The 13,923-nt window shown below is 31.8% G+C and carries 10 protein-coding genes; 8 read left to right on the top strand and 2 right to left on the bottom strand.

The window, feature by feature from the left end:
- Positions 1-54 precede the first annotated feature (54 nt).
- Complete coding sequence (locus NNH57_RS21105) at positions 55-2,679, top strand: AsmA-like C-terminal region-containing protein (RefSeq protein WP_108807890.1); 2,625 nt, start codon at positions 55-57, stop codon at positions 2,677-2,679.
- Positions 2,680-2,821: 142 nt separating this feature from the next.
- On the opposite strand, the gene NNH57_RS21100 is transcribed toward NNH57_RS21105, so the two are convergent.
- Positions 2,822-3,667 carry a M12 family metallopeptidase gene (locus NNH57_RS21100; protein WP_108807891.1) on the bottom strand — a complete coding sequence of 282 codons (846 nt, stop codon included), beginning with the start codon at positions 3,665-3,667 and terminating at the stop codon, positions 2,822-2,824.
- 1,238 nt (positions 3,668-4,905) lie between these two features.
- Here NNH57_RS21100 and NNH57_RS21095 point away from each other — a divergent pair.
- The 6 genes from NNH57_RS21095 to NNH57_RS21070 all read left to right on the top strand — a co-directional run bounded on the left by NNH57_RS21095 (position 4,906) and on the right by NNH57_RS21070 (position 11,220).
- A complete protein-coding gene (locus NNH57_RS21095; RefSeq protein ID WP_132065785.1) occupies positions 4,906-6,174 on the top strand; it encodes a hypothetical protein in 1,269 nt (422 codons plus the stop codon).
- A 33-nt stretch (positions 6,175-6,207) separates the two neighbouring features.
- Positions 6,208-6,645, top strand: a complete 438-nt coding sequence (locus NNH57_RS21090; RefSeq protein ID WP_074409624.1) for a hypothetical protein — start codon at positions 6,208-6,210, stop codon at positions 6,643-6,645.
- A 490-nt stretch (positions 6,646-7,135) separates the two neighbouring features.
- Complete coding sequence (locus NNH57_RS21085; RefSeq protein WP_074409625.1) at positions 7,136-8,395, top strand: hypothetical protein; 1,260 nt, start codon at positions 7,136-7,138, stop codon at positions 8,393-8,395.
- Between the two features lie 65 nt (positions 8,396-8,460).
- The gene (locus NNH57_RS21080; RefSeq protein WP_132065783.1) at positions 8,461-8,901 is read left to right on the top strand and encodes a hypothetical protein; all 441 of its coding nucleotides are present in this window, start codon (positions 8,461-8,463) and stop codon (positions 8,899-8,901) included.
- A gap of 118 nt (positions 8,902-9,019) precedes the next feature.
- The gene (locus NNH57_RS21075; RefSeq protein WP_074409627.1) at positions 9,020-9,658 is read left to right on the top strand and encodes a LysE family transporter; all 639 of its coding nucleotides are present in this window, start codon (positions 9,020-9,022) and stop codon (positions 9,656-9,658) included.
- Between the two features lie 149 nt (positions 9,659-9,807).
- Positions 9,808-11,220 carry a pyridoxal phosphate-dependent decarboxylase family protein gene (locus tag NNH57_RS21070; RefSeq protein ID WP_074409744.1) on the top strand — a complete coding sequence of 471 codons (1,413 nt, stop codon included), beginning with the start codon at positions 9,808-9,810 and terminating at the stop codon, positions 11,218-11,220.
- Here NNH57_RS21070 and NNH57_RS21065 read toward each other — a convergent pair.
- Entirely contained in the window at positions 11,217-12,011 is a 795-nt protein-coding gene (locus NNH57_RS21065; protein ID WP_074409628.1) for a DUF2797 domain-containing protein, read from the bottom strand. The genes NNH57_RS21070 and NNH57_RS21065 overlap by 4 nt on opposite strands.
- A 145-nt stretch (positions 12,012-12,156) precedes the next feature.
- Between NNH57_RS21065 and NNH57_RS21060 the strand changes: the two genes are divergently transcribed.
- Positions 12,157-13,689: a GH3 auxin-responsive promoter family protein gene (locus NNH57_RS21060; protein ID WP_074409629.1), complete on the top strand. Its 1,533-nt coding sequence runs from the start codon at positions 12,157-12,159 to the stop codon at positions 13,687-13,689.
- Positions 13,690-13,923 lie beyond the last annotated feature (234 nt).

Raw genomic sequence — 13,923 nt, 5'->3', positions numbered from 1 at the left:
AAAAGTAACATTGTATCTTTGTAAATCGTTTCTTTATCTCAAAGCTATTTTATCATGAAAAAAGTCCTCAAAATTCTTGGTATTTTTTTATTACTATTTATCATAGGTATTATCTCAATTCCTTTTTTGTTTAAGGGAACTATCCAGGATAAAGTGCGTTACCTGGTGAATGAGCATGTGCATGCAAAAGTAGACTTTGCAAATTTGGACATTAGTCTTATCAGAAGTTTCCCACAAGCATCTGTGGTTATTGATGAATTTTCGATTATTAATTATGCTCCTTTTGAAGGAGATACCCTGGCATATTCTAAAAAAATAGCCCTGGATATGTCTATTAAAGAGTTATTTAAAAATGCTTCAGAACCTATTAGTGTTCAAAAAATAGTAATCGATGAAGCCAATATTGCAATCAAAACTGATTCATTAGGAAATTCTAATGTTGATATCGTTAAAAAACAGGAAGATGTTGTAGAAACTCAACCGGAAGAAGAAAGTGGTGCTTTTACCTTTGCTTTAGATCATTATGAAATAAACGATAGTAAAATTCTATTTAAAGATGATATAAGTAAAACCATATTGGCGATGACAGATCTTAATCATAGTGGTGATGGATCGATCTCTGGAGAAAAAATAATCTTAGATACTAAAACGAATACTGAAGCCTCATTAAATCTCGATGGTACCAAATATCTAAACAAAAACAAATTACAACTTGATGCCCAAATAGAATTAGATCTTGAGAATCAGCGTTATTCTTTCAAAGAAAATAAGGCTCAGGTTAATCGATTACCTCTCGAATTTGCAGGGTATGTTCAGTTATTCGAAAAATATACAGATATAGATCTCAGTTTTAAAACTCCTTCGTCTGATTTTAAGAATTTCCTTGCCGTTATTCCCGAAACTTATGTCAAAAACCTGGATGGAATACAAACTAGTGGAGACTTTTCTATTAACGGAATTATTAAAGGTAAATCTGATGATACTTATATCCCTAAAATGGATATCAAGATCGCCTCAAGTAATGCTTCTTTTAAATACCCTGACTTGCCTAAAGGCGTTAAAAACATAAATATCGATACTCAGATCAAGAATGAAACCGGGTTGGTGGATGATACATACATAAATATCGATAATCTAACTTTCAAAATAGATCAGGATTCTTTTGCCGCCAAAGGTAGTTTACGAAATCTTACTAAAAACATGATCGTAGATATGATGCTGAAAGGCACATTAAACCTGGCTAATCTAAATCAGGCATATCCGTTACAATTGGAAGAAAAAATAAATGGAATTGTTAATGCAGATGTCAAAACTAATTTTGACATGCAATCTTTAGAAAAGGAACAATATCAGAATGTAAAAAGCTCTGGTACTGCCAGTATTTCTCAATTTACTTATGCTTCTTCTGATACGCCTAATGAAATAAAAATTGAAAACGCCAATGTAAGTTTTACACCAGAAATCATTTCATTAGATAAGATGCAGGCCACCACCGGAAGATCAGATCTTGCTGCCACAGGTACCATACAAAACCTAATGGGATTCTTATTTGCAAAACAAGACCTAAAAGGAGATTTTAATGTAAACTCTAATGTGTTTGCTGTAGATGATTTTATGGTAAGTGAACAAGAAACCGAAGAAGAGGTCGCTAGTACAACAGAAGATGAAACTATGAGAATTCCCTCTTTTCTGGATGCTACACTAAACTTTGATACCAAAAAAGTTTTCTACGATAACTTAGAATTACAGAATACAAAAGGAACAGTAAAGATAAAAGATGAAACTGCATACTTAGAAAACGTAACTTCTAATATTTTTGATGGAGGAATGGCTCTTAATGGTAACGTATCTACTAAGTCTAAAGTTCCTACTTTTGATATGGCTCTCGACTTAAGTAAAATAGATATCGTAAAATCTTTTAATAATTTAGAATTAATAAAAGGTTTAGCTCCTATAGCGAAAGCGCTCACAGGTGACCTGACTACCAAAATTAACCTAAATGGTAAACTTAACGAAAATCTTATTCCTGTTTTAACTTCATTAAAAGGGAAAGCACTTGCCGAAATTCTTAATGCCCAAGTATCTACAACTAAGACTCCATTTTTATCTACCTTAGATAACCAGCTTAATTTTGTAGAAATTGATCAATTAAATCTAAAAGACATTAAAACTAATCTGAGTTTTGATGATGGAAAAATTAATGTAAAACCTTTTGAGTTTGATGTTCAGGGGATAAAGGTTACTGCTGGTGGAAGTCATAGTTTTGAGCAAAATATGAATTATAATATCAAACTAGATGTACCTGCCAAATATCTAGGCAGTGAGGTTGGAAACCTGATCTCGCAACTTGATCAAAAGGAAGCAAATACTATGACTGTTGGACTACCAATTGGGCTTTCTGGTAATTTTAAAAACCCAAAGGTTAGCCTAAATACTGATCTAGCCATAAAGCAACTTACGCAACAAATAGTAGACAAACAGAAAGAAAAAGTGAAAGGAGAACTTATCGGTAAAGGTGGAAAAGTATTAACAGACCTATTAGGAAATTCTAAAAAACAAACTGATTCTTCTAAAACGAATAACAATACTGAAGAAACACTAAAAAATACTGCAAAAAATATCTTAGGAGGATTTTTAGGTAAGAAAAAGAAAAAAGACTCTACAAAAACAAAGAATTAATAAATGTAATAGAAAAGAGTGTACCTGATTTCTCAAGTACCCTCTTATACTCAAAAATAATATTTTATTGGATACGATGATCCAATTGGTTTTTACATCACAGATTTATATGTGTATAGAGATTTTCCATCAAAATATAGAATTATCTTTTAGGATATTCTAAATTAGTGCCTATAATGTCTAACGGAGATATAGTTCTCTGAGCTCCGGTATAGCCTTCACCATTAAGTAACGTAATTGTTGGTTTACCATTTTTAGAAAAAGCATATTGATGATACATCATTATACTATTAATGTCAAATGCCCTAGTTAATCTTCTTGAATTCTTAATCTCGAATTGATCTTCTTTACCACTCTGTATATTTTCCCATTTAATAACAATATAGTTGTCTCTTTCTGGCCTTGCTTGTTCATGAAGAAAACCAAGCGTATGACCTATTTCATGAGTAACAAGGTTGGCACCTACATTATGACCTAATTTAATAATTCCTCCACCTAAATTGAACCCAATAGATGCCTCGCCACAAGTTGAGCATACATCCGAAGATTGTGTAAAAGTTACATAACCGAACAACTCATTGGTTCTTTTTTTAAACTTTATATTCGTTTTTCTACTCCATCTTTTCATCGCCAATAGTATATTAGTACGTAACTTAAGACTTAAGTTACTACTTAGGGCAAAAACAACAGTGTTGTTTGGCCATTTTCTAACAGGATCTAGTAATGTTAATTTTTGATTAGCAATTTGAGGAGTGTCCGACACATGTTCTTCAGAAAGAATGATGTCATCATGGTAAAGGTATTCTCCGTTACCCATGTCTTTGACAGTAACTAAATCTCCATCAAAATATTTTTCAATCAATTTTCCGTTAGATGTTGTTACCTCATCAGTTACATCTTCTTCTACGCTCTCTTTTTGGCAAGAAGCGAAAAGTAAAACTGTGCCCAGTACGAGAGTTTTAAATGACCTGATTCTTTTTGTGTTCATGATTGTGTGAAATTAAGTTTGTTTTAAAAAATTATTTATACCCCGGATTATTCAATAGGATTCAATTCATTAATACAATTCGTTGATTTTTAAATAGTTTCCTATTGCATCAAACAAGTTGAAATACCATAAATGCTGATGTTTTTTTAATTTTTGTATAGCATCATTATGGTGAAATTGAAAAATATAGGGAAACGGTAATATTTGCAGTATTTCAAAGATGTAATAGATTTTCTATTATAAAGCAAGTACAAATACTAGAGTGAACAAAAAACCTACCTTATTTATCTATCTCCCAGACCCGAAGGAAAGCTTATCCTCCTCCCTTTGGGAGGATTGAGGTAGGATAGATAAACAATTGTATGCGCAACATTGTAAATTTTCCTTTAAAAAGGAAATTTGTCGTACACCCCCTTTCTAGCATTTGTGTAAAACTATAATACTATTGACACTATATTATCCTGATTCTTTGAATAATCAAAAAAACAGGACAACCTTGTAACGGGTTTACGACAAGTCCTCCTGTGTTATTACCAAGTTTACATTCCGAGAGATAGCAAAGTTGTCTGTTGATATAGGCGATCTTGAGGTAATAAATAAACTCATTAGTTTTATGTTGATTGAACAGATGACTGGACTTTATCTCTTTGTTCTTATGAGGAATGAATACTTTGAAGTTGTTTTTGATACGAATATAATACCTGATCTTATTACGATTAAGATACTCTAGTCATTGTTCCCCTATAAACTCTTTGTCTACTACTATGGATTCGATAACCTCTTTCCAAAGGGCATAATCACTATGATTTACAACAACTAGTCTTTCCAAAAGATACTAGTGTTGTTAAATACAGGGCTTATTTTGATTTTGATCTAACGGCCCAGCGTATTGGTGCAGAAAATATATTTGCAATCCACAATTAGAAGCAATACCGTATACGAGCATCAATATGAATTGGATTTACCAGAAAAACAAGATCCGGATATTCTCAAAGATTAAATTATTATCTTAAAACAAGGTATTAAACCTAAGGTCCAGCTGAAACAACAGGATTAGTTCAACTATTTATTTTGAATACATTGCTATGCAACTTTTCAAAATAGAGTTTCACTGATAAAAACATAATCTTGGATGCAATACACCTGTTAAAGATACGTTAACAATTTAGTAATCTTATACCTACAATATAAGTATGTATATAGTTATAATTTTACTACAAAACTAAATCCCCCTAGCTATGAAATTGAAGAGTATTTCCATAATTCTTTTTTATTCCCTTTCCTTTTTATCATTCTCACAAACAGAAATTAATGACAATCAAATGCAATGGATTAAAGGATGGACAAATTTTGACCCTAATCAAAGAGAGTACCCAGATCCCGAAGAGGTACTTCCTAATATTATTGATAGTAACTCTTATTTAAAAAATGATGTGACGTATCTAATGTCTGGAAATGTTTATGTAATTAATAATGCTACTCTAACAATACAAGAAGGAACCATAATTAGATGTGATGTCGAAAATGAAGCAAGCCTGGTAATAACCAAAGGTTCTAAATTAATTGCAAGAGGTACAAAAGGGTTTCCAATTGTATTTACGTCAAATAATGCCCAAAAATCCAGAAAAGCCGGAGATTGGGGTGGTATCATAATTGCCGGATCCGGTATAATTAATTCGCCTGCCGGATCTAAAACTATAGAAGGGAATTTTCTACCTCAATATTCTTCGTACGGAGGAACACAAGAAAATGAATTAACAACCATGATGTCGTATGTTCGAATTGAATATGCAGGAAAAAAAATCAATCAATCCAAAGAGTTAAATGGATTATCCCTTTATGCACTAGGAAGTAATTCGATCATAAACAATGTTATGATCAGTTATTCGGCAGATGATTCTTTCGAATGTTTTGGAGGTAACGTGAACATGTCTAACCTAATCTCTTACAAAGCAAAAGATGATGATTATGATTTTACATTAGGATATAATGGAGAATTAAGTAATATTCTTGCAATTAGACATCCTTATATTAGTGATATTAGTGGTTCTTATGTTATCGAAGCAGATGGGTATGACAAAAAAGAAGGATTTATCGATCTAGAAGCATTATCAAACATACGTATCAAAAATGCAACTTTAGTAAACCTATCCGATCAAAACAATTACCAACATACTACTGCTGCAATTTCGTCTAAGAATTTAGCTAAACTCAATCTTACCAACATGCGTATATCTGGTTTTGCTAATGTTGTAAAATTTGATAAAACCTACAAATCATATTCTGATCTTCAAAAGTATTTCTCCTTAGAAAATAGTGTTTTTAACGTACACAGTAAATCAGTCGTGACACAATATAGCTCTACCATAAATACTGATCAATTGTTGAAGTATAATATGTATACAAATCATTTTAAAAGTGCTGCCGATCTATTTACTGATCCATTTGATGAAAAAAAACCAATATTTACACTAAAGGATTCGAAAAATTATACTGTAATGCAGTAAATTTGAATATATGCACTTAAAATCATCACAATAATGAAATTATTTAGTATCGCTTTCTTTGTATTTTTTATCATCAACCTTAATTATGCTCAAACAAGAAAGAATGTTTTTTTTGAGCAAAAGGCATTAACCAAAAAGTTTCACACTATAGATGAATTGGAAGACCTTAAAAAAGGTGAACTTGTTAAATTGTACACAGATCGTATTAATGAGATAATAACTGTTCTACCTTATTTAGCTCTTACCAATGAAGCTGGTGTTAAATTGTCTGACATTGGTATTAAAGAAAGTTCTGATCATTTAAAATCGCTGAACAAACACCATACGATGACTACAGACATGACTGAAAGTAATAAAAACTTAATTTCAGAATTTATTCCTTATGCAGATACAGAAAAGATTATTTGGGGTATTTTATATTTTGAAGAAGTAATTAAAAAAGTTAGAATAGGCGCTAATGGAAATTTTTAGTCCAGTATATTAGTAGATATTTCTCTCCACATAAACCAAATCAGCTTATAATCAATTAATAAGCTGATTTTTTTTATAAATAGGTTTTCAAAATACTTTTTACTTACAAACCATATTCATTGTATGTAATATATCGTCTTTTTTTGTTTTTAAATAAAATTTTAATAGAAAAATCACTTACAAATAGCACTCTAAAACAGGGGGAAACGCCCCTTTTTTAACAAAAAATGAATTCACTAAATAAAGTTGTTTAATGTTTACAAAAATCCAGTAAACATTCGTTAATTTTTTGATTATCAAGAAAGTATAAAATAATTATGTAGGAATTTTACTCATAATATTTTATTAATTTAAGTTAAAATAACGACTAACGTACAAAGTCTACGGTAAACACGTAACCACTTTTGTTAAAACTCTTATATCTTAGTAGTCCCAAAATTGGGAGAGAGAAATTTCTTCCAAATAAAGTTTAACCCCAAAATAAACTATTATGAAAAAAAGATGTTCTCTATTAACAGCTTTTATCCTACTACTAATTTCTAATCTAGCTATTGCACAAGATTTTAATGAAAATAATGACAGATGGGTCAAGGGATGGACAAATTTTACACCAAATAAAACTGACTATCCAGAAGCTGAAGAGAAACTGCCTAATATTATAATGGATCATACTTATTTAAGAAATGATATTGTGTATTCGATGTCTGGTGATGTATATGTAACGAATGGTGCATCTTTAACTATTCAAGAAGGAACAATTATACGATGTGATCATGAAAATCCTGCAAACCTTATAATTTCAAAAGGTGCAAAATTGATTGCAGCAGGATCCAAAGCTTATCCTATCGTTTTTACATCCAGCAAAGCTCCTAAATCTCGAAACAGTGGAGATTGGGGAGGTATAATTATTGCCGGGTCTGGAAAAGTAAATACAGTTTCGGGTAGCGGTATACTTGAAGGTGATTTCAACCCTCAGTATTCTGTTTATGGAGGAAATAACATAAATGAAGAAACGACAATACTACGATTTGTAAGAATCGAATTTTCTGGAAACAATGGATCTAATGGATTATCTCTATATGGCTTAGGAACTTCTTCTATTGTAAAAGATATCATGGTAAGTTATTCGGGTCAGGATTCTTATAATATTCACGGAGGAAAAAATAACATTCAGAATCTGGTTTCTCTTAAAGCACAAGATGATGATTACCACATTTCTGAAGGTTTTAGAGGGACAATTAAGAATGTTCTTGCTATAAGACATCCATACATTAACAGTCCCCAGGGATCATATGCTATCGAAATAGATGGATACAATACAGAACTTGGTTACATCAAACCAGATGCTATAACAGATGTTACTATTGCTAACGCAACTCTTGTTAACTTGTCTGATAAAACCAATTACCAGCATACCACTGCAGCTATTTCTACATCTAATTCGGCAATAACATACATACACAACTCTAAAATATCTGGTTTCTCTGATGTTGTTAAGTTTGATAAATCATATACATCTTTGGCAGTAATACAAAAAGCATTTATGATGGATAATAGTTTTTTTAATATTCATGGTAAAGGTATAACCACAAGTAATGCAGCAATTAACGGAGCCTTAGATATTTTAAAATACAATAGATTTACCGAAAGCTTTGTTGGTGTAAATGATTTATTTAATGACCCCAAAAGCTCTATTGTACCTAAGTTTCAGTTAAAAAAATCATTAAATAATTATATGGTGATGCAATAATAAAATAGTTTGCTCTGATTTTACTGTACAAAATCAATCAAAATCAAATGTATATTACAAACATTATGTCAAAATTATTAACAAGCTTAATCTTCTTTCTTGCAATAAGTACAATTTATGCACAACAAGCAAGTGAAGCCATATTCTTTACACAAAGGAGTCAGACCAATAAATTTCACACAATTAGTGATCTACAAGCCTTAAAGAAAGGTCAACTCGTAAAACTATATCAAGATCGGGTCGAGGAGATCATGACCATACTCCCATTTCTATCACTTACTAATGAACCTGGTGTAAGATTAAGTGATATTGGCATCAAAGAAGATTCACGACATCTAAAAATTCTTAGAAATAACAAAGAGTCTACGCAAAAAAATTTAGAAGTTACTAAAGAAACTATCGAAGAATTAGTTCCGTATGCCGATACAGAAAAAATTATCTGGACAATCCTCTACTATGAAGAAGTCATTAAAAAAATGAGGATAGGAGTTAACGGAAATTTTTAAAAATTAAATTAGTAATGTGTTTAAATTATCATATTTACTTAGGGTTAGAAGCGGCAGTTGCCGCTTCTATTGTTTTATTTAATTGTAAGATTACTTTATTTATAACTACTAAGAATTTATGACACTATCTGTACTATATCTCTTATTAGGAATTGTTACAGCTGTAATAGGTGCACTTCCTCTGGGGGCAGTCAATCTGGCTGTTATTCATACTTCTGTAAAAGAAAATATTAAAACCGCATCACGTATAGCACTGGCAGCAGGGATTGGTGAAGTTTTGCTGGCCCTTTTTGCGTTGCATTGTAGTATGGAGTTATCCAACTTTTTTCGAGAAAATCAATGGATTCAAATTGTGTTCATTATACTCTTCTTCTCTATTGGCGTGTATTTCTTACTTTTTAAGAATAAAATAAATACTAAACATAAATCCAAAAAATTAAAACTATCCAAATCTAAATTCCTTACCGGTTTTTCTTTAGCGATATTAAACCCTCCTGTAATTATTTACTGGGTTTTAGCCATTTCACTGGTAAATAAATATATTTTTAAACTCACAGTTCAAAATCCACTTATTTCTCTTTTCCTTTTCTTTATTGGAATTTACTTAGGAAAAATAGGAACATTATATTTTTATGGTCGATGGGGAAACAAAATTGCACAACAACCAGGAGATTCAAAAGCTAAGCTTTCTAGGATTATAGGAATAGTCTTGGTTGTTATTTCTATTTTTCAAGGTATCAATTTTTTAACCGAATGAAGTAAGCTATACCAAAATACCATTTTTTAAGCCATTTATACAAGTAATTATCTGTTAAGTGTTTTTATATTTGTCAGCAATTCTGATAAAATTATATTGCCGTGAATAAAGACGATTTCAACTCTAAGTTAAGGTTGCCAAAAGAAGAAATGCAACACTATGGATATAAGATTATAGATCATATTGTGGACCATTTTGAGACCCAGAACTCAAAAAAGCCTGTAACCATTGCTTCAAGAGAGGAAATGGATTCTTTACTAACAGAGGAACTTCCTGATCACCCTACTCCTGCAAACGAAGTTCTGGATTTTGTAATGGATCAAGTCATTCCGAACAGTAGTATTGTATCTCATCCAAAATCATATTCTTTTGTGCCTGGTCCAAGTAACTACATAAGTGCAATGGCTGATACTATTGCCACAGGTTTTAATATATTTTCTGGTGGCTGGGCCGCATCTCCGGCAGCAGCAGAATTAGAAATAGTAGTTATGAACTGGTTACTCAAGATTTTTGGGTTTCCAACAAAAATGGGAGGAGGAATATTTACCAGTGGTGGTTCGATGGCAAATCTTACTGCATTGGTAACAGCCAGAAGAGTAAAGTGCGGAGAAGATTTTTCTAAAGCAATAATCTATTTATCAGATCAAGCTCACTCTTCAAACATAAAAGCAATCAAAGTAATTGGCTTTAAAAAAGAGCAGATCAGGCTTATTCCTACGGATCTAGAATTTAAAGTTTCTTTAAATAAATTAAAAAATGTAATTGCCAAAGATCGTCTTGAAGGGTTTCAACCGTTTTGCATAATAGCATCTGCAGGAACTACCAATACAGGAACTGTAGATCCTATGGATGAAATTGCGAATATCTGCCAGGAAGAAAATTTGTGGATGCATGTTGATGGAGCATACGGAGGTGCTGCAATTTTGGCAAGTAAAGGAAAAAAGCTTTTAAAAGGTATCGAACGAGCAGATTCGCTAACTGTAGATCCACACAAGTGGTTTTTTCAGCCATACGAAATAGGTTGCTTATTAGTTAAAGATCATAATTGGTTAAGTGGTACATTTAGTGAGAAACCAGAATACCTAAGAGATATAGAAGGCAATGAATCTGAAATTAATTTTTATGATCATGGTATTCAGTTAACCCGACGTTTTCGTGCTTTAAAGTTTTATATGTCGTTAAAAACGTTTGGCCTAGAATCTTTTAGAAAAGCCATACAATACAATATAGATCTTGCCGAACAAACTGAAAATATCTTACGAAAAAGTACATATTGGGAAATTACATCACCAGCTACATTGGCCATAATTAACTTTAGATATCACCCTATTGGTCATCAACTTTCTGAAGAACAATTAGATCGTATCAATCAGAATATTTCTAAAAAAATAGTCGATTCTAGAGAAGCAATACTGGTAACTACAGTTTTGCAAGGTCAGGTCGTACTTAGGATGTGCCTTATAAATCCAAGAACATCCATTGAAGACATTAAAAGTACATTACAACAATGTGAAATCTACGGAGAAGAAGAATTGGCTATAATTACAAAAGAATCATGTTAGGTTATTGTTAAACTAACCACATATCCTTCGTTATTTCTCACATTAAAGACTGTATTATCTTCAAAAATGAGATATTGTCCCTTAATTCCTTTTAGCACGCCAGAATATTCTGGTGTTTTCTCCAGGTTAAGACTTTTTACAGTATTAGGATATTGAAGTACAGGAAAACAAAGCTGAGTCTCTTTTCCATTTTCGACAAAATACTCTTTTACCTCATCGGGTATAAAATCTTTTAGTTTGTTTTTAAAAGAGGTCAGATCTTCATCTGTTATTTCATTTTTAAGCATGGTACGCCAATTTGTTTTATCGGCAACCTTTTCTTTTAAAGCTACTTCGGTAATACCTGCCAAATATCGATTAGGAACTTCAACAATTTCTATAGCTTCATGAGCTCCTTGATCTATCCATCTTGTGGGTACCTGAGATTTTCTGGTTACCCCTACCTTAACATTACTAGAATTAGCCAGATATACTATATGTGGCTGAAGCTGTGCCTTTTTCTCAAATTCTAAATCCCTATCCTCAATATCTAAATGGGCAGTACTTAACTCTGGACGCATTACCCAATCTCCGACTTGAGGTTGGTTGTAAAAATCATCATAACAATACCCTTGTCTAAATATTTTTTTATTTTCACCACAAGCAAGACACTGATATCCTACAAATTCTATTCGTACTTTTTTATCCAATAACTGATTCATGTGAATAAAATCGGATTCGAAAACCAGATAATACTGAATAGGATCATTAATTTCTGTTTGCATTTTTGTTAGTACCCCCTGATATTGCATAAAATTTCGTTATATAATAATCTAATAAGAAGAATGTGATTATTTTTATTATTTTAGTTTCTAATTGACAACAACAAAAATAATGTTTCCCGGTTTTATATTAAGAATTGGTGTACATTATTTCTGCCTAAATATACATTAAAAAATGCCAATCCCATTAGTTAATTCTATAGCCAGCTGGTTCTTAAAAAAACGCTTTCATCAAATGGAGCTTTTTCTTAAGTATCCTAATGAAGTTCAGCTCGAATTGCTGCATGTGCTATTAGAAACAGCTAAGAATACAGAATTTGGGAAAAGCTATGATTTTGCGACTATAAGTAATTATGAAACTTTTAAAGAACGAGTACCTATACGGTCTTATGAAGATTATGAATCGATAATCGAAAGAAGTCGTTTAGGCGAACACAATATTTTTTGGCCCACTCCTATCAAGTGGTTTGCAAAATCTAGTGGTACTACCAGTTCTAAAAGCAAATTCATCCCTGTTAGTGAAGAATCACTAGAAGATTGTCATTTTGCTGCTGGTAAAGACCTCTTATGCATGTACCTTAACAATAATGAGGAATCAAAACTTTTTACGGGAAAAAGCCTTAGGCTAGGTGGTAGTAAAGAATTATATAAAGAAAACGGAACTTCTTTTGGAGATTTATCTGCAATAATTATAGACAACATGCCTTTTTGGGCAGAATTTAGCTCTACTCCTAGTAACGAAGTATCATTAATGAGTGATTGGGAGCATAAAATGAAGGCTATTGTTAATGAGACCATTCAGGAAAATGTAACTAGTTTAGCAGGTGTTCCTTCCTGGATGTTAGTTTTACTTAATCAAGTGCTGGAAATGACAGGAAATGAGAATATCTTCGACATCTGGAATAATCTCGAAGTATATTTTCACGGTGGAGTAAGTTTTGAACCCTATAAAGATCAATACAGCAAAATTTTACCTAGAAACTCTTTTAAATATTACGAAATATATAATGCTTCTGAAGGTTTCTTTGCTATCCAGGATCATAACAATTCTTCTGAGTTACTATTGATGCTAGACTATGGGATTTTTTATGAGTTTATACCTATGGATACTTATGGTACCAAAACAGAAAAAGTGATTCCGTTAAGCGAAGTAGAGGTTGGAAAAAATTATGCCATTATCATTACAACTAATGCTGGATTATGGCGCTATAAAATTGGAGATACTATTCGATTTACCTCTATAGATCCATATAGGATCAAGGTATCAGGAAGAACCAAGCATCATATTAATGTCTTTGGAGAAGAGCTTATTATCGAAAATGCAGAAGAAGCGCTTAGAAAAACAACCAAAATCACTAATAGTGAAATTGTAGATTATACCGTAGCGCCAATTTTTATGAAAGAACGAGAAAAAGGTGCACATGAGTGGATCATTGAGTTTAAAAAGCATCCCGAAGACATTAAAGAATTTACTCATATTCTCGATCAAAATCTGCAACAGGTAAATAGTGATTATGAGGCCAAAAGATATAACAACACAACTCTTAACATTCTTCATATACGTATTGCAAGACAAAATCTATTCTATGATTGGTTGAAAAAGAATAATAAGCTGGGTGGGCAACATAAAGTTCCAAGACTTTCTAATAAACGAACGTATATTGACGAGCTAATTGCCCTAAATAATGTGAGTTCCTATTCTCCTTGATTAAGAAATAGTTAAGTCTTCCAAAATCGATCTTTTTTCCATAAAAACCATAAACAAAAACATATATAATTACGGTTTAACCGTAAAAAAACTATGTAAGAATTGTCGTTTTTAACAAAAAAATTAGTATTTCATCGTTCAAAAAAAGCGTTTGATCTAAAAAATATCAAATCATTTTTTAGGCTCTCATTTTCATATTAAATTTGTCCTCAGATAGTTATTAAATATATTAAA

Source organism: Aquimarina spinulae, assembly GCF_943373825.1.
GTDB lineage: Bacteria > Bacteroidota > Bacteroidia > Flavobacteriales > Flavobacteriaceae > Aquimarina > Aquimarina spinulae.
This window is presented reverse-complemented; position numbering and strand designations above follow the sequence as displayed.